The organism is Flaviflexus massiliensis (assembly GCF_001375495.1).
In the GTDB taxonomy this organism is placed as follows: Bacteria; Actinomycetota; Actinomycetes; order Actinomycetales; family Actinomycetaceae; genus Flaviflexus; species Flaviflexus massiliensis.
In genome coordinates, this window is record NZ_LN831058.1 from 1,571,219 (window position 1) to 1,588,383 (window position 17,165).

Genomic DNA, 17,165 nt, shown 5'->3' on the forward strand with positions numbered 1-17,165 from the left:
TGTCCGGCGCCTACTGACGCCTCCCGGCGCTAAGCGCCCTCATAACCTTACCGGGTCGATGCTTGATGCGTCAGGTCAGTTTCGGTGACGTTCGGCTCAACCCGGAACGACACCGCCAGCGAGGCGAGCGCCAGGAGCGACATGGCAATGAGCACGGCCGCGAATGACGCGGTGCCAAAGCCCGAGATGAGGGCGAAGACAATGCCGGCGAACGCAATACACAGGGAAGCGCCGAGCGTATCGGATACCTGGAGGGCGGACGAGGTCTGACCCTGCGACTCGATCGGGGTGAGGGCGAGCGCGTGGGTTGCCATCGCCGGATAGGCGATACCGATCCCCAGGCCCGCAACCGCCCAGGCGACAATGAGGAACCAGGGGGCTACCGACACCCACGCAACGGGGATGGTGGCAGCGGTTCCGATCAGCAGGATTGCGCTACCAAAGCTTGCGAGCCGCTTACGTTGGCCCGGATCGATGATGCGTGCCTGAACGAATGAACCAATCGACCAGGTGATGGAACCGACGGTGAGTGTCAGCCCCGCATCAAGCGGCTCCCAGCCATGAATGCGCTGCAGCATGAGAGGGAGATAGATTTCCACCGCCAGGAAGGTGCCGTTCAGCATGCCACGCAACGCAACCGTCGAGGGCATACCCCGTTTTAGGAGAAGCGTGCCACTGGGAAGCATGGGGCGCACAAAGGCCAGTGCCGCGACAGCGGCGACCACGATCCCCGCGAAGACAAGGGGAGTGAAATCCTCAGAATCGGTTCCGGACATGACCTGGAGGGCAATGGCGGCAATGCCCGCACCGAGTGCCGGCAGGGCCACGGTCTTGAGCTTAGAGAGCTTGCCCGTGAACTCCATGGCCGGAAGCATCGACAGCACCTTCGCCAAGAGCGGCAAAAGTACGAGCAGAAGGACGGGAACGATGATGAACACGACACGCCAGTGCACGTGCTGAGCAAGGAAACCCGACAGTGCGGGACCGATGAGTGAGGGAACAACCCAGGCGGCACTGAAAGCCGCAAAGAACGTGGGTTGGCGCTTGCCCGGAACCAGCCGGCCCACGAGCACATAGAGGGGAACGATGCAGAGGCCACCTCCGAGCCCCTGAATGAGTCTGCCCAGCACGAGGATCTCAATCTCGGGAGCGAAAGTGCACATGACCAGACCGGCCGAGAAAACAATGAGACCCGTAAAGAGCGGTGCGCGCACACCCTTCGCATCGGCCCACGGCCCACACAGCGCGGTCGTGATGAGCTGAGCAGCGAGCGTAATACCGTTCGCGAGCGCAAACATGTGCTCACCATTGAGATCCTTCGTGACGGTGGGCATGGCCGTGGTAACCGCGAGTGCCTCGAAGGCGATGCACGTGATGATTGCTGTCGCGATCCAGAGGAGCCACCGTTGTGCGGTCTCGGATGCGGTGCGCTGTTTGCGGGGATGTCTGGCCATAATGGGCATTCTCTCACCGCACAACTTCCGTCACTAGGTGGACACGAGTGACTCGTATCCTAAACTGGGATGTGGCGCTGGCTCGTTTCGCCCCCGCCCGGGTTTGCCTGTCTCGCAAACCGGAACCGTCAACGAATTGAGGAATCGTGCTCCGTACGCACCACACGGGAAGCCTGCGTGCCTCCCACATTGGCCAAACCGTCACACTCGTGGGTTGGGTTGATCGCCGCCGTGACCACGGCGGCATTGCCTTCATCGACCTGCGTGATGCCTCCGGCATCGCCCAGATCGTGATCCGCGAGGAAGTCGCGCACGAACTGCGTGCCGAATACGTCATTCAGGTGACCGGTACGGTCCGCGAACGCCCCGAAGGAAACGCCAACGCCGGTATTCCCACCGGTGATGTCGAGGTTGTTGCTGACGAGGTCGAGGTTCTCAACACGGCAGCGGCGCTACCCTTCCAGGTCTCTGAGCATGCTGAGGATTCCGGCAAGGTTGGGGAAGAGACCCGACTGAAGTACCGTTACCTCGATCTGCGCCGTAAGTACGAACAGAACGCGATTCGCCTGCGTGCCAAGGTGAACCGCGCTGCCCGCACGGTCCTTGACGCAGCCGACTTCGTTGAGATCGAAACCCCGACGCTGACTCGCTCCACCCCGGAGGGTGCACGCGACTTCCTCGTGCCCGCACGCCTTGCCCCCGGATCCTGGTATGCACTGCCGCAGTCGCCCCAGCTGTTCAAGCAGCTCCTCATGGTGGCCGGCATGGAACGCTACTACCAGATCGCCCGCTGCTACCGTGACGAAGACTTCCGTGCAGACCGTCAGCCCGAATTTACCCAGCTCGATGTTGAGATGTCCTTCGTTGAGCAGGACGATGTCATCGCGATTGCGGAAGATGTGCTCGCTGAGATCTGGAAGCTCATTGGCTACGAGATCACGACCCCGATCCCGCGCATGACCTACGCCGATGCCATGGCCAAGTACGGCTCCGATAAGCCCGATCTGCGTTTCGGACAGGAACTTGTCGACCTCACCGAATACTTCAAGGACACCCCGTTCCGGGTGTTCCAGAACGAGTACGTGGGTGCGGTTGTCATGCCCGGTGGTGGCTCCCAGCCCCGCCGTACTTTCGATAAGTGGCAGGAATGGGCCAAAGCTCGCGGTGCCAAGGGACTCGCTTACGTCACGATCGCCCAAGACGGCACGCTCGGTGGCCCTGTTGCCAAGAACATTAGCGATGCTGAGCGCGAGGGACTCGCGGCCGCAACCGGTGCCCAGCCCGGCGACTGCATCTTCTTCGCTGCCGGCGATACCACCTCATCCCGTGCCCTCCTCGGTGCCGCCCGCCTTGAGATCGGTGAACGCTGCGGCCTCATCGACGGCAAGGAATGGTCGTTCGTGTGGGTTGTTGACGCCCCCATGTTCAAGCCCGCTTCCGAAGCGAAGGCCGAAGGAGATGTTGCTGTGGGTGGGGGAGCCTGGACCGCCGTCCACCATGCGTTCACTGCACCCAAGCCCGAGCACCTCGACACGTTCGATACGGATCCAGGTTCGGCACTGTCGAACGCCTACGACATTGTCTGCAACGGCAACGAGATTGGTGGCGGTTCCATCCGTATCCACCGTTCCGACGTTCAGGAACGCGTCTTTAAGACCATGGGACTGTCCCAGGACGAGGCCCAGGAGAAGTTCGGCTTCCTCCTCGATGCCTTCAAGTACGGTGCACCGCCCCACGGCGGTATCGCCTTCGGCTGGGACCGCATTGTCGCCTTGCTCGTGGATGCTCCCTCGATTCGCGACGTCATCGCCTTCCCGAAGTCGGGTGGTGGGTACGATCCGCTGACCGATGCTCCCGCTCCCATTACCCCCGCACAGCGCAAGGAAGCAGGAGTGGATGCCAAGCCCAAGGCGAAGGATGCTGTCGCCGGTGAGGCAGAGGCTCAGCTTGAGGAATCTGCCAAGTAGCGATGACCGAACCCGTCGAGTCGCGCCCGCTGTTAAACATCAGCCGGGCCGCCGAGATCTTCTGGTACACCTCCCAGACGGAGTGGATGGAACTCGTGGAGCAGGGACAACTCCTGCTCCACAAAACCTCACCCGACCACGCGGTCGTGCTCTACGTAGCCGAACCGGTCAAGAGCATGGCAGATCTCATTGCCAGATCAAGTGAGCCTGACCTCCTCCGCCTCCTCGCCCTCGGTGATCCGGGCAAAGTCAATGAGGCACTCGATCGATTGCGCGAGCAGGCGAGAAGCGGAACGCTGAATGGTTTGGCTGGTGCCGGGGAACTTCCCGGCCCGTCCCGGGCCATGCTCCAAGACGACACCAGTGCCGGACTTGCCGACCGCCACAAGGGTTGGCTGGGCCAATACGTGGGTAACAGGTGGATCTTCTTCTACGCGGAAGACAAGCTTGAGACTCCGACGCACGATGAGCACATCGAAAAGCTTGGACCCCAGTGGCGGGCAGAGATCGAGCGCGTTATTACCGCCTCGAACCCAACTACGTCAGCGCTCAGGGATATCGACGAGCTCACGTGGTACGGGTACGTCGATGGGAACCTGCTCGGTGGAGCCATGGGAGTAGAACGCCGACGTAACAGCGACGGCACCCTCGGATCGCACTTTGCAGGGCTGGGTACGGACCCTGATATGCAGGGGAGAGGGATCGGCGGTTCGGTCATGGCAGGCACCATCAACCGTGAACTCGACGAAACCGACCTCACCACGTTCGGCATGTGGAGCTGGAACGATAAGGCAAGACGCCTCTACAACCGCCTTGGAATCATAGAAGGGCACGAGTACATCACCTACTCGACCACACCCCTTCAAGAGTCGTAACCGAAGTTCCGCTGAATCTTAGTAGCCCCGCTTGGTTACCCTTGCGGGGCTACTTTGTACCCTCGCAAGGGATTTATAAACGGCGCATCCGCTTCCTAGTCATCAACAGCATCCTCAACTCGCTTCGACATGCCGAGCGAAATTTGTCTCGCTTAGGAACTGTGCACACGGCTAATTAGTTAAGCAAGCTTCGAACCGTGCAGCGCAATTCTGTTGGTGTCATGTCACTGCCTACGAACTCTTTGACTTGACGAAATATGCCGACATGCAATGGAAGCCAATACTGGAAAAGATTTGTCCGAACCCATTTGTACGCTGAGACTGTGTCAGACGACACGTTTACAACAAAATAAAAGGAGGATGCATGCGAGTAGATGCATATCACTCTATTAACCAGAGTGATCCAGATGTTCATCATGTATTCGACAACTGTCCTACTGGCCAGCAGATCCCTGCTCGCAACAAGCGACAAGGGAAAAACAATTGGCCTCTTTGTAAGCATTGCGACGATATGTAGGGCCAGAGTGGGACTCCAAGCGTTCAACTTGGAGTCCCACTCCATATTTTTCTAAGTAGCCAACGACATGCTGTGAGTAGTCAACGACTGACCTTCAATCCCAACCCACAGCGTCCAATGCGAATTCTCGAGTCTCGGAAATATGCCTGGTTCTTTCAATCAAACCTCGCCAATATTGCAGTTGCTAGTCGGGCGAAGTTCCTATATTTCTGCGGAAATTCTCAGCGCAGCCCTCGAGTTAGTCGTGGCCTCAGTTTCAACATCGTTTCCTAGTTCCCAAGAGATTGCGACCATGGCCACGACTGTTGAAGATGGATTTGCAGGCAGCGCGACTGAAGCAGAAAATATTCGGACAAATTAGGACAGTAGTCCCGACACCTGCTTTTAAGTACGGATTACTCTGTAATAAATAAGCGGAGACAGTTTCACAAACACTTGGAGGCAAAAATGGCTGAACTCTCACTCACCGATGTGTCGGGACAGGGCGGCGGATGCGGTTGCGGTGAACACGACCACGACGTTCCCGTACTTGACGTTCGCATCATCCCCCACGCAATCCGTCACGGTGCCGTCATCGGCTCCTTCTCTCAGCTACGTCCGGGAATGACCATGCATCTCATCGCCCCGCACAATCCGCTTCCCCTCCTTCAGCAGCTCAAGGACATCAATGGCGAAGATGCCATCGAGATCTCCTACGTTTCCGAGGAGCCTTGGACCATCGCTCTCACGCGCAAGTAGTCCAGATAACTTGTGGCTGGGATGCGGAGGGTCGAGCTGCATCCCAGCCACAACCATGCACGGGGCCGTGAACACTCACGCTTAAGAGCCCGGTGCATCCTTGGGTAGTGTGGGATTGAAGTAAGGACGGGTGAACGGTATGTCTCTGGGTGCACTCCAGGCCCCCGCCCAAACGGGCGGCAAGAAGTCACGGCGAGTGTCGTGGCGGGTGGTTTTTCTGGTTCTCGGTGGTATTTCACTCCTCATGGGGATGAATGCGGGACTGCTCAATCTGGGATCGTGGGCACCTTCTGCAATCCAGGATGATTCTGTGCACGGATTTGTCATGACGGCAGGATTCCTCGGTACCTTAATTTCTTTGGAACGAGCCCAGGCGCTAGCCCACAATGCATCGAAGAACAACTGGGCTTTCCTTGCTCCCGGACTACTTGGTGCGGGTGGCATCATGCTCGCCGTTGGGGGCACGGCATCGTTCTGGGGAATGGTTGGGCATCTCCTCATGATTCAGGGAGCACTCGTGTTCTCCCTCATCTACCTGTGGCTGTGGCGTAGGGCGCCACTCACCCTCCTTGCCACCCAGATCCTGTCGGCCGTTCCGCTGCTCGTCGCCACGATCCTCGTTTTGCGTTTCGATGTCTCCGCGCTCATTCCCCTCCTGGGAGCATTCCTCATCATTACGATTGTCTCTGAGCGAGCGGAGCTCGCTCAGCTTTCCATGGGCAGGCGTGCTGTCCCCACCCTGCTTGTCTTATCAACTGCCCTTGTGCTGGCAGCGACTGCATCGCTCCTGTGGCCCGAGGTTGGGGCACGAATATTCGGAGGCGTTCAATTCTTACTTGCCCTGTGGTTGATCAAGGATGATGTGCCCCGCCACCTCATCAAGTCCACAGGTTTACACCGCTATACGGCATTCGCTCTGCTGACCGGATACTTCTGGCTCATCGTTGGAGCCATAACCTGGATTCTGACCGCGGGAGCGGTCGGCACCGCGTACTACGATGTCGTGATTCACACGATCTTCATCGGATTCGCATTCACCATGATCATGGCTCACGCGCCCACGATCTTCCCTGCAGTCATGAGCATCCCCGTTCCCTACAGGCCGATCATGTACCTGCCGCTGGTCCTGCTCAACATTGGCCTACTTATTCGGGTCTTTGCCGAGATTGCAGTGGGGCAGGGAAGTCTATGGTTGTTGGGCGGTCAAATCAATGTCATTGCGATCTTGATATTCCTTGTCACCATCATCGGTACTGTCGTTGCTGGTGAACCCAAGGAGACAGGTGAACCCAAGAAGACAAAGGCCAGGGGATAGTTGTGGAGCTAGGATCACGCCCGACGACGGGTACTCCCGGACCGAAGAAAGAACGCCGTGCGTTCAGCCCAATTAGGGACATCATGGCCATAATCTGGCTCCTTGTCCTGGTGGTCGTTGTCATTTTCCATGAGCAGATCCTGTCCTCGGACTGGCTTGCTATCCACGTCACGTTCCTTGGTGCACTCACCCACTCCGCTCTCGTGTGGTCGGAATACTTCGCTAACACCCTGTTGAAGACAAGGCCGCAAGAGAATGAGCGGGAGATGCAGGACAGGCGCAGCCTCATCGTTGCGCTCGGTGCACTGTTCGTGTTTGCTGGCTTCCCGATGGACATGTGGGTCCTCGTCATGGTCGGAGCCATCCTCGTCACTGTTTCAGTTGTGTGGCATGCCATCTTTCTCATAAGGAAAGTGAAGGCGGCACTTCCCGGCAGGTTCCGGATCGTTATCCGCTACTACATCACCGCAGCATTCATGCTCCCCGTGGGAGCAACCTTCGGAGTGCTCCTCGCCTTCGGCTTTGGGGATGAATGGCGGGGCAGGCTCATGATCGCCCACATGACCTTCAACCTACTTGGCTGGATTGGGCTGACCGTGGTTGGCACACTCGTGACCTTCTGGCCCACGATGGTCAGGGCGCGGATGGATGACCGATCGGAACGGCTCGTCAAACAGGCACTGTACCCACTGCTTGCCGGGATCGTCATCGTGTCAAGCGGTGCGCTACTCGGCCAGACCATCATTTCCCTCATCGGCGTTCTTTGCTACGCCGGGGGACTGGTGTGGTGGGGGAGAACCCTGTGGAAGCCGGTTGCTTTGAAAGGCATTCGGGAGTTTGCTCCCGCTTCCGTTGGTGCCGCCATGGTCTGGGCCATTGTTGGACTCATCTGGATCGGAGTCTTGCTCGCGGTATCTGAGGATTGGCCGGAGGTCACTGACCGCCTGGTTGATATGGCACCGGTCCTCGCCTTCGGATTCGCCATCCAAATCCTGCTCGGTGCACTCTCGTACCTGCTCCCCGTGCTCATGGGCAGATCCCCTCAAAATGTTGTTGTCTACCAGGATGGCCTCAACACGTGGTCCACGTTCCGTATTACGGTGCCGAACATGGCACTCATCGTGTGGCTACTGCCCGTACCCGACACGGTTCGCATCGTGATAGCAGCACTGGGGATCTTTGCGCTCATGACCGCCATCCCCATCATGTTCCTGGCTGTCTTTAGAGGACTGAAGCACAGCAAGCAGCAGGAGGCTCATCGCCTGGAATCAACCAACCCCAAACCCGTGACAAAGAATCCCGAGACACAGAACCTCGTGACGAAGAATGCGGAGGAAACGCATGAGTGAGAACAAGCCTGGTGTGATGAGGGGGCAGCAATCCAATTCTGGCGTGTCATCCGTGTGGTCAGCTGGCGGTCTCATCGCAGCCGTTGTGGCATTGCTCCTTGCCGTGTCCTTCGGTGTTGCTCTACCCGGCAGTGATAGCTCACTGCCCGCGAACCCCAACTTTGGTGGTGGTCCGGCCGCGGCGGGAGCCGCAGTGGAACCAACGGGAGAAACAACCGAGGTCACGGTCGTGGCAACCGCAGACATGACCTACGAGCCAGCCGTCATTGATGTGCCTGCCGGCAACGAACTCGTTGTTACCCTCGTGAACGAGGATGACAAGAACGGGCACGACCTCGTGATCGGGGACGTGCAGTCATCGCGCGTGCAGCCAGGTCAGTCAGAAACGATCAACTTCGGCACGCAGTCCTACTCCCAAGAAGGCTACTGTTCGGTTGCTGGGCACAGGCAGATGGGCATGACCCTCGACGTGGTTGTCGATGGCAGCGAAGCTGGCACTGGTGGCCACGACAGCCATGCGGCCACTCAAACCATTCCCGATGTTGATGGTGCGGAGATTGGCGAGGTCTATCCTGCGGCTCTCGAGCCCCTGCCAGAATCTGATGGTCCGGTTACCCACGAAGTCACCTTCACGGTCACGGAAGTACCCCTCGAGGTAGCACCTGGGCTGTGGCAGACCAGGTGGACATTCAACGGCGGCTCCATGGGGCCAGTCCTGCGGGGACGGGTGGGAGACACCTTCGAGATCACTCTCGTCAACGATGGCACCATTGGGCACTCGATCGACTTCCATGCTGGTGCACTCGCACCGGACGAGCCCATGCGAACGATCGCTCCCGGTGAAGAGCTGGTATACCGCTACACGGCAACCCGCTCGGGAATCTGGATGTACCACTGCTCGACAGCACCCATGTCCACCCACATTTCGGCTGGCATGCACGGCGCGGTCATCATCGAACCCGATGACCTTGACCCGGTTGATCGCGAATATGTTGTTGTTCAATCCGAGGTATACCTCGCTAATGAAGCTCACTCTGCAGAGGAAGCGGAGGAACTCGACGCCGATAAGATCGTTGCTGGCAACCCCGACCGCGTTGTCTTTAACGGTGTTGCCAACCAGTACGACCAAGAACGCTTCGAAGCCCGCGTTGGTGAACGAGTCAGATTCTGGGTACTGGACGCCGGACCGAACGTACCGTTGGCATTCCACATCGTTGGGGGACAGTTCGATACCACCTGGAGTGAGGGAACCTACCTCATCCGTCAAGGTGCATCCTGGACTGGGGCAACCGATGGTGGGTCGCAGGTACTGTCCCTGCTACCTGCCGAAGGTGGATTCGTGGAACTCGAATTCCCCGAGGCCGGCAACTACGCGGTCGTCAACCACATCATGAGTGAAGCCGAACGCGGCGCACACGGATTCGTGCACGTCACTGAGTAAGCAGGTATCACGTATCGGAGGAGACATCGGACCTTCTGGAATGAGAAAACTGTCCTGAACGAATGAGATTGCTATCCTCAACGAATTGGCACCCCTGGCGGGGTGCCAATTTCCTTTAACTTCTCACATCAGAAAATACCTGGTCTCCATAGTCCATCCGCACCTCAGTGGAGTACGTTAGATAGGGAAGTCATCACCGCGAGGTATTTGTTTGAATGCTGATTGCGTTGAACAAAGACCGGGAAGGGGAAAGGTTGAGATGAACGTGGAAAATCGGATCACGGTAGATACCCCTGCGACATGTGTCTATGACGCCAATTGCACGATGTGTGCGAAGCTTGCGAGGTGGGCACAGAAGCGAACCGATGTGCAGTTCACCGGGTATGCAGACCTGACCCATCGCGGAGTAGACCCCAGCGAGTATGAGTCTTACCTGGTTTTTGCTGGTGAGACCGTTGAGCGCGGGCACTGTGCCGTTGCTGCAGTGCTCAAGACCATGGGGCTCCCATGGAAGCTTCTTGGCACAGTGGTCGGGGCCCGGGTTTTCGATTCGCTGGGAAGAAAGGTCTATGCAGAAGTAGCTGAGCGCAGGAGCTGCTCAACCTCGTAGGTGCACCTGGCTCAGTATGTTCGGGAGTTAGAGTGACGGGTGGCGTTGCTGGTGGCAAGACCACCCGTCGATCAACTCAATCGTGGGTGCCGAACCTGTTGTAGATCTTCACCAGTGGCTTTGGTGCCCACCAGTTCCATTTGCCCAGCAGGGTCATCGTTGCCGGAACGAGCAGCATACGAACAAGGGTTGCGTCGAGTGCAACGATAATTACGAGGGCGACACCGACCTGTTGGACGACTGCGAGCTCGCCGAAGACGAAGCCAATGAACACGGCAATGATGATCGCTGCGGCCGAGGTGATGATCCGACCGGACCGCTGAAGTCCGGATGCCACCGCATCATTGTTCGCGTAACCCCTGTCCCAATACTCCTTGATCCGAGCAAGGAGTAAAACCTCGCAGTCCATGGCCAGACCGAAAGCGAACGCGAGAGCAATAGCCACAACGTAGGCGTCAAGCCCAGGTAGGGCCTCGAGGCCCAGGTAACCGTTCTCAAAGAGATCCACACTGTGAGTCCAAGGGATGCTAAGAGTGAAAGCCCATTGAGAAGGACGGTCTTGAGAGGGGCCATGAGGGACACGGTCATGAGGAACAAGTAGGAAAAAGACTGCAATGACAATGATGAGGAGGGCAGGTGGGAGACCCTCAGCAAGCGACCCATTGAAGTCCATCTGCAACGCAGCATTGCCTCCACCCTGAACTCAACATCGACATGAATTGAGCGAATGTCAGAGACGATATTCCCGACTTCGATGCTGAGCGAATCTTCAACATCGAGATCAAGGCTAATACGAGTGAGATCGGCACTTGCACCCTCGGTGAAGGTCAGTGCCGCATCGGGATATGTTTCCGCCAAGATTGTTGCGAGCTTACTGTTGGCTACCTGATCGACGGGGATTTCGGCGAGAACGGTGATGTCGGGGGTGGCGAATGCTGGGTACTGCTCCGATAGGAGGGCGATTGCTTGCCCATCATCAGATTTCTCGGGAATGTAATTCTTATAGGAGGAGCGCAGGTGTAGATTGCCGATCAGGAGTGCGATGATCACCAGCAGTGCCCCGAGAACGATGAAGATCGGCCACGGACGATCGTGCACAAAGTGAGCGATTTTGGAGAATACTCCATGATCGGTAGCTTCGTCCCAAATACCTTGAGTGAGCTTCCGCAACCCCGGCACCTTTGACAGATTTGAAGGGGCGGGCCAGATTGTTTCCGAAAAGGCTGATGAGTGCGGGTACGAGGGTGATCGAAGTAAAAACTGCCAAGATCACCGTGATAACGCCGCCCATGGAAATCATCTGTAGCGTTTGTGCTTCCATGACCAGCGGGGCCGTAATGGAGGCGGCGATGGCCATGCCGGAGAAGAACACGGTGCGACGGGCCGTTGAGGTCGTGGTTTGGCTTGCGGTGGACCGCATACCATTCAATTCGCTTGCTTGTTCCTTTGTCGGGGCCTTTGGAATGTCACTGACATCTGGCTCATACCCAAGATCGGGAAGATGTCGTTGATTCTCCTCCCGGTAGCGAGCAACAATCAGCAGGTCGTAATCGATCGATAATCCGAGACCAATAATCGAAATGATGTTAATGACGAAGGAATCGACAGTCGTGACCTTAGCAAGAATCTAGAGCACTCCCATCCCTACCGCGATCGTAGAAATTGCCCCAATGAGTGGCGGTCCCGCTGCAAGCAAACCACCAAACACCACGACCATGAGGAAGGCGCGATGAGGAGGCCAATAGACTCAACCATCACCAGATCCTGCTGCACCCGAGCAATGACAGCAGCCGTTGTCAAGTCCAATGAATGAACGTGAGTAGTAACTTCGGGAACGATCTCGGCTAGGCTGGATGATGCATCATCAAGCTCGGCAAGGACAGCTTCCTGGGTTGAGTTCTGCTCATCCTCCGATTGTCCGGATTCCAGTTCGATGACAACAACCTGGCCATTCTCATCACTTGCAATGAGCGAACTGAGACTCATTGCCATCAGATGCTGGTTCCTCTGCATTGCCAGATACCTCATTGTTAACAGGTGCTTCATCACCGCTACCGGTTCCCTCCGATGGGGTGATCGCGAGAAGTGAATTGAGCTCCCGATCGATCTCAGCACCGACTTGGTCGATGGCAGCCTGCTTTTCAGCGTCAATCTGCTCCTGTGCCACAGCGGCTGACTGAGGATCGACTGAGGCAAGAGCATCAATTTCCTTCTGGGCTTCCGTGAAACCACTCTCCACCTCGGCGAGTGCCTGCTGCCGCTGGGATTCGACTTCTTGCCTAATATCCAGAGCGAAGACCGGGTAGGAGAGAACACTCTCGACCCCGTCAAGTTCCATGAGGTCATCGGCAAGCGTGAGAACTCTTCTCGATACGGCGCAATCGTCGGCGAGCTGCTCCGCGGTCGACCCATTGATCAGATAGCTGACTGAGACTGCTTCATTCTCACTGTCGTCAAAGACCACCGATGATTCCGTGTTCGGCGAGACGGGATGCCAGTACTGAGGGAGCCAAACAGGGAGGTGCCACCTACCCCTGTGAAGACGAGCATGAGAGAAAGTCCGATAAAGACAATCCAACGTGAAGCGGTAGTGCGCGGATGATGTGACACAAGTCGACCAAGCCACGCTAACACCAGTCCATCATCTCTGGTTCATTATGGGAAAATGCCCAGTACGCGGTACCTCACATTCTGAACAATGCACAGCGAGGATCCAGTCTTCCGCCTTTGAGGAAAGACCGTGACCCGGGAAGATGCTGGATGGGCTCGGCCATCACGGTTGGCGCGCTCAGGTCCCTAACCCTTGAATGTTCAACTCGTCACAATGCCTTCGTGCAAGGGTACCGGACGTTACGGGAGCCTTGCATGGGGGCCGCGGACTTTCAACTTAGGGGGTGCCCCACCCGTTGGTGGTCAATTTTCCGGGAAGTACTCCGCTGTGTGGCGCGAATTCAATGAGCTCGGAATCCTTTTTCTGATTTTCGTAGTCTTTGAGGCTGGCAACCACCCAGTTTGTGAGTGCAATGAGCCCGATGAGATTGACGATGGTAACGAATGCCATGGCAGTGTCCATCAACGTCCACACGAACGAGATCGCCAATAGAGCCCCGATACCGGAGCTAATGACTGCGGTGAGCTGTGCAGCGCGCTGACACGCAACTGAGGTCTTGCCGAGGAATACGAGATTTGCATCCGCATACGCGTACGCGCCAAGAATTGAAGAGAATGCGAAGAAGAAAACCATGATGGAAAAAGGAACCGCCATCCAATCACCAAGTGTTGCGGTCACAGCATCCGAGGTGATGTGTGAAGAAGCGGAGTCGTCAATACCTCGAAGATCAATGACTCCCGAGGTCAAAATAATGAAGCCAGTCGCGGTACTGACAAGCATGGTGTCAAAAAAGACGCCAAGTGACTGAATCAGACCCTGAGAAACCGGGTGATCAACCGTCGCCGTCGCTGCGGCATTCGGATTGGTCCCCATGCCGGCTTCGTTCGAGAAGAGACCTCGGCGCACACCATTGAGGATTGTGGCAAGAATTCCACCAGCGCTACCAGCGAGTGTCTCATTGAGTCCGAAAGCCGAGGCGAAAACATCCCGGAAGAAGCCAGGAAGAGCATCGATATTAAGAACAATGATCGCGAGCGCGGTGATGATGTAGCCAAGCGCCATGACCGGAGAGATGAATTCGGTGGCCTTCGCGATGCTTCGAACTCCACCGATGAGAACCACTGCAGTACTGATAACGATGAGGGCAGCAGATACCCAGAGTGGAATGTTGTGGGTGCCGTAGAGCACACCCGAAATTGAGTTTGCCTGAACCATGGGCATGGCGACAATCATGGAAAAAACCATGAAAATCGCAAAAAGGTTGGCAAGTAGCTTGGAGCCCGTGCCGTGGAGAATATAGGTGGCAGGACCGCCCCGGAAAGTGCCACCCGCATGACGTTGCTTGAAGATTTGGGCCAGTGTTGCTTCCGCGAAAGCGGTTGCCATGCCGAAGAATGCGACCACCCACATCCAAAACAGTGCCCCGGGGCCACCAAGTATCATGGCGAGAGCGACACCTGTAATGTTGCCGATCCCGATCCGGGTTGCCATACCGATAGCGAATGCCTGGAAGGAAGAAATTCCACCACGCGCTCCTCGCCTTGACTCTTTCAGGTGAGAGACCATTGACCGTACGTGACGGAACTGGACTCCACGAGTGCGAATCGTGAGGTAGATGCCGGTGCCGGTCAGTGCAAGAATGATGATCCATGTGTAGATCCAGTCATTGACTCCCGTCAGCCACTCCGTTGCCGATACGGTGAAACGTGAAATAGTTGCCTGGATCTCTGCCATGTTCTTTTACTCCTCAATCTTCCAAGGGGAATCGTCCCACAGGTCAGGGCCGCCACCTGAATCGAAGGTCACGGACTCCCACACGCTGGGACGGGTCAACTAATATTGCGAGATATTCGACCATCAAATTGCCTGAATCGAACATTATTTGGGCGGTTGGATTCTCCTCAGATCTTCAGATAGGAAAGAGGGGAAGATCCCGTCAACATACTGATCTTGGGTTCCGACTCGAGAATCTCGGCGGGCGATCCAGGACAGTGGGAGGCTGGAGCGCAACGTACCGATGCGATCATGTTGCTCCACATTTCAGGTGATCGCCCGCGTGTTGCTGCCATCTCCACTCCCCGCGATACGTGGGTTGATTTCCCTGAACATGGTGAAGCGAAGATTAATGCCGCGTTCTCGTTCGGCGGCCCCACTTTCATGATTCATACGTTCGAACAACTAACGGATGTTCGTATTGATCATTTTGTTGTCACTGACTTTGAGTCGTTTTCAACCATGTCCGATGCGTTGGGTGGAGTACGTATTCGACTCAGCTCTCGTTTGGAAACCCCCGATGGGATGATTCCGGCAGGCGACCAGCGACTAAATGGAGAGCAAGCCTTGGCGTATGTTCGCCAACGCTATGGCCTGTCTGGCGGTGACTTTTCGAGAGTGCAACGGCAACCAGAACTGGATACGATCAATCATGAGCGAAATGTTCAATAAGAACATTCTCAGCGACATGGGAGAGCTAACGAAGTTTGTGGAAACGGTTGCCCAGTCGGTGTCGGTTGATGAAGGGTTCTCCATCGGAGAGATGAGGGACCTGCTGATTTCCAGCAGGAACTTGCGATCCGGCTATATTAGCTCCCTGACGATTCCGCATGGAGGAACGGGATGGTCGCCCGATGGTCGCCAGTCAACCGTCCTCTCGGATGAGGAGCATGCCAGGCCGCTCTTCGAGGCAATCAAACACGATGATCTCAGAGCCTTCCTCGATACCGACCCCGAAGGCGTGACGAGGTTGCCGGTTGAGCCCGAATAAGGTCTCCACTTGACCAAAGAGTACGGGCCAACCGAAGGGTTTGTGGCTCCGAACATCAGCAGTTGGCACCTGAAGCTAGACTAGTTCTGTGGATTTGTTCGATAACGCTGGGATGGAGCCCGAGGGGATTCCGAGTGATGCAGGGGCGCCCCTCGCAGTTCGTATGCGACCCCGCGGCATTGACGATGTGCTGGGGCAGGATCATCTTCTTGCCCCCGGTTCACCATTGCGTAGACTGATCGAATCTGACGGCACGGATGCCGGACCATCCTCCGTTATTCTCTGGGGCCCCCCAGGAACTGGAAAAACCACGCTGTCCTATTTGATTGCTCGGAGCGGTGCACGCAAGTTTGTTGAACTATCCGCAGTATCGGCAGGAGTGAAGGAACTGCGTGCGGTCATCTCCGAAGCCCGCCGTCATCTCACCACCTCCGGCGCAGAGACAGTTCTCTTCATTGATGAGGTGCACCGGTTCTCAAAAACACAGCAGGATGCACTCTTGCCCGCCGTGGAGAACAGGTGGGTTATTCTTGTCGCTGCTACGACCGAGAATCCATCCTTTTCAATTGTGACGCCCCTCCTGTCGCGTTCCATCATGCTGACTCTGCAAGGCCTTGAACCCGAGCACATTGGTGAATTGCTTGAGAGAGCAGTGAAAGATAAGAGGGGACTGGCAGGGAAATTTACACTTCCCGAAGACTCCAGAGCCATGATTGTGCGGCTTGCAGGTTCAGATGCGAGGCGGAGCCTCACCGTACTGGAAGCCGCTGCTGGGACAACTGCCGCCCGCAAGGACAGCACCATCACCATCGAGGACGTGTCGGAAGCGATCGATGTTGCGGCCATGGCCTACGACAGGGATGGCGATGCTCACTACGATGTGATCTCCGCCTTCATTAAGTCCATACGCGGCTCCAATGTTGATGCAGCCATGCACTATCTGGCACGAATGTTGGAGGCGGGGGAGGACCCCCGCTTTGTTGCTCGCAGGCTCATGATCTCGGCTGCCGAGGATATTGGTATGGCGGACCCATCGGCACTGCAGACGGCAACGGCTGCAGCCCAATCCGTGGCTTTGGTGGGCATGCCCGAAGCCCGGATCATCCTTGCTGAAGCGGTTGTTCATCTCGCAACAGCGCCGAAGTCGAACGCAGCCTACAACGCAATCAATGCGGCGATTAAGGATGTGCGTGACGGCAAGGTTGGGACCATCCCCAATCACTTGCGTGATGGCTCCGTATGGGCCTCCCGCCAAACCGGTGCCGGTGAGGGCTACAAGTATGCTCACGACTATCCCGGTCATGTGGTGGCCCAGCAGTATCTGCCCGATGAGCTGGTGGGTACCCGCTACTACGAGCCCACGGAGAACGGTTTCGAGTCACAAATCACGCCTAGATTGGCGAGATTCCGCTCCATTGTTGATGGAGAGTAGTGGTACGCTTGTTCGGTTGCTTCGGCAACTTTCCCTGGGGCCTTAGCCACGAGGTGGCCCCGCATCACTGATACCCAGTGGTGTGCAAATTG

The 17,165-nt window shown here is 56.8% G+C and carries 16 protein-coding genes; 10 read left to right on the forward strand and 6 right to left on the reverse strand.

Annotation, left to right across the window (positions count from 1 at the left end):
- Positions 1-47 precede the first annotated feature (47 nt).
- Positions 48-1,454 carry an MFS transporter gene (locus BN1241_RS11165; protein ID WP_054953634.1) on the reverse strand — a complete coding sequence of 469 codons (1,407 nt, stop codon included), beginning with the start codon at positions 1,452-1,454 and terminating at the stop codon, positions 48-50.
- Positions 1,455-1,600: 146 nt separating this feature from the next.
- Between BN1241_RS11165 and aspS the strand changes: the two genes are divergently transcribed.
- The 7 genes from aspS (at position 1,601) to BN1241_RS13655 (ending at position 10,266) form a co-directional block, all read left to right on the forward strand.
- Entirely contained in the window at positions 1,601-3,421 is a 1,821-nt protein-coding gene (gene aspS, locus BN1241_RS11170; protein ID WP_054953635.1) for an aspartate--tRNA ligase, read from the forward strand.
- Between the two features lie 2 nt (positions 3,422-3,423).
- The gene (locus BN1241_RS11175) at positions 3,424-4,296 is read left to right on the forward strand and encodes a GNAT family N-acetyltransferase (protein WP_054953636.1); all 873 of its coding nucleotides are present in this window, start codon (positions 3,424-3,426) and stop codon (positions 4,294-4,296) included.
- A gap of 964 nt (positions 4,297-5,260) precedes the next feature.
- The gene (locus tag BN1241_RS11185; RefSeq protein WP_054953638.1) at positions 5,261-5,551 is read left to right on the forward strand and encodes a DUF2249 domain-containing protein; all 291 of its coding nucleotides are present in this window, start codon (positions 5,261-5,263) and stop codon (positions 5,549-5,551) included.
- 139 nt (positions 5,552-5,690) lie between these two features.
- Positions 5,691-6,866: a hypothetical protein gene (locus BN1241_RS11190; protein WP_054953910.1), complete on the forward strand. Its 1,176-nt coding sequence runs from the start codon at positions 5,691-5,693 to the stop codon at positions 6,864-6,866.
- Between the two features lie 83 nt (positions 6,867-6,949).
- Complete coding sequence (locus BN1241_RS11195; protein ID WP_147599425.1) at positions 6,950-8,215, forward strand: hypothetical protein; 1,266 nt, start codon at positions 6,950-6,952, stop codon at positions 8,213-8,215.
- On the forward strand, positions 8,208-9,656 hold the full coding sequence (locus BN1241_RS11200) for a multicopper oxidase domain-containing protein (RefSeq protein ID WP_222704448.1): 1,449 nt from the start codon (positions 8,208-8,210) through the stop codon (positions 9,654-9,656). Before BN1241_RS11195 ends, BN1241_RS11200 begins: the two co-directional genes overlap by 8 nt.
- A gap of 259 nt (positions 9,657-9,915) precedes the next feature.
- Positions 9,916-10,266: a DCC1-like thiol-disulfide oxidoreductase family protein gene (locus tag BN1241_RS13655; RefSeq protein ID WP_054953640.1), complete on the forward strand. Its 351-nt coding sequence runs from the start codon at positions 9,916-9,918 to the stop codon at positions 10,264-10,266.
- Between the two features lie 76 nt (positions 10,267-10,342).
- Here the strand turns inward: BN1241_RS13655 and BN1241_RS11210 are convergent, their stop codons facing one another.
- The 5 genes from BN1241_RS11210 to BN1241_RS11230 form a co-directional block, all read right to left on the reverse strand.
- The gene (locus BN1241_RS11210; protein ID WP_054953641.1) at positions 10,343-10,774 is read right to left on the reverse strand and encodes an MMPL family transporter; all 432 of its coding nucleotides are present in this window, start codon (positions 10,772-10,774) and stop codon (positions 10,343-10,345) included.
- Positions 10,775-11,266: 492 nt separating this feature from the next.
- On the reverse strand, positions 11,267-11,893 hold the full coding sequence (locus BN1241_RS11215; RefSeq protein WP_261795481.1) for an MMPL family transporter: 627 nt from the start codon (positions 11,891-11,893) through the stop codon (positions 11,267-11,269).
- Positions 11,894-11,910: 17 nt separating this feature from the next.
- Positions 11,911-12,252 carry a hypothetical protein gene (locus tag BN1241_RS11220; RefSeq protein WP_054953643.1) on the reverse strand — a complete coding sequence of 114 codons (342 nt, stop codon included), beginning with the start codon at positions 12,250-12,252 and terminating at the stop codon, positions 11,911-11,913.
- On the reverse strand, positions 12,224-12,730 hold the full coding sequence (locus tag BN1241_RS11225; RefSeq protein WP_054953644.1) for a hypothetical protein: 507 nt from the start codon (positions 12,728-12,730) through the stop codon (positions 12,224-12,226). Before BN1241_RS11225 ends, BN1241_RS11220 begins: the two co-directional genes overlap by 29 nt.
- Positions 12,731-13,153: 423 nt before the next feature.
- On the reverse strand, positions 13,154-14,611 hold the full coding sequence (locus tag BN1241_RS11230) for an alanine/glycine:cation symporter family protein (RefSeq protein WP_082418341.1): 1,458 nt from the start codon (positions 14,609-14,611) through the stop codon (positions 13,154-13,156).
- Between the two features lie 216 nt (positions 14,612-14,827).
- Here BN1241_RS11230 and BN1241_RS11235 point away from each other — a divergent pair, with 216 nt between their 5' ends.
- From BN1241_RS11235 to BN1241_RS11245, 3 genes are all read left to right on the forward strand, one after another.
- Positions 14,828-15,322, forward strand: a complete 495-nt coding sequence (locus BN1241_RS11235) for an LCP family protein (protein WP_054953645.1) — start codon at positions 14,828-14,830, stop codon at positions 15,320-15,322.
- On the forward strand, positions 15,303-15,641 hold the full coding sequence (locus tag BN1241_RS11240) for a hypothetical protein (RefSeq protein WP_147599427.1): 339 nt from the start codon (positions 15,303-15,305) through the stop codon (positions 15,639-15,641). Before BN1241_RS11235 ends, BN1241_RS11240 begins: the two co-directional genes overlap by 20 nt.
- 88 nt (positions 15,642-15,729) lie before the next feature.
- Positions 15,730-17,073 carry a replication-associated recombination protein A gene (locus BN1241_RS11245; RefSeq protein WP_054953647.1) on the forward strand — a complete coding sequence of 448 codons (1,344 nt, stop codon included), beginning with the start codon at positions 15,730-15,732 and terminating at the stop codon, positions 17,071-17,073.
- The last annotated feature ends 92 nt before the right edge of the window (positions 17,074-17,165 follow it).

Coding starts and splice junctions, on each gene's coding strand:
- BN1241_RS13655 (WP_054953640.1), top strand. CDS start 9,916: ATGAACGTGGAAAATCGGATCACGGTAGATACCCCTGCGACATGTGTC.
- BN1241_RS11240 (WP_147599427.1), top strand. CDS start 15,303: ATGAGCGAAATGTTCAATAAGAACATTCTCAGCGACATGGGAGAGCTA.
- BN1241_RS11175 (WP_054953636.1), top strand. CDS start 3,424: ATGACCGAACCCGTCGAGTCGCGCCCGCTGTTAAACATCAGCCGGGCC.
- BN1241_RS11165 (WP_054953634.1), bottom strand. CDS start 1,454: ATGGCCAGACATCCCCGCAAACAGCGCACCGCATCCGAGACCGCACAA.
- BN1241_RS11195 (WP_147599425.1), top strand. CDS start 6,950: ATGGCCATAATCTGGCTCCTTGTCCTGGTGGTCGTTGTCATTTTCCAT.
- BN1241_RS11200 (WP_222704448.1), top strand. CDS start 8,208: ATGAGTGAGAACAAGCCTGGTGTGATGAGGGGGCAGCAATCCAATTCT.
- BN1241_RS11190 (WP_054953910.1), top strand. CDS start 5,691: ATGTCTCTGGGTGCACTCCAGGCCCCCGCCCAAACGGGCGGCAAGAAG.
- BN1241_RS11230 (WP_082418341.1), bottom strand. CDS start 14,611: ATGGCAGAGATCCAGGCAACTATTTCACGTTTCACCGTATCGGCAACG.
- BN1241_RS11185 (WP_054953638.1), top strand. CDS start 5,261: ATGGCTGAACTCTCACTCACCGATGTGTCGGGACAGGGCGGCGGATGC.
- BN1241_RS11220 (WP_054953643.1), bottom strand. CDS start 12,252: ATGAGTCTCAGTTCGCTCATTGCAAGTGATGAGAATGGCCAGGTTGTT.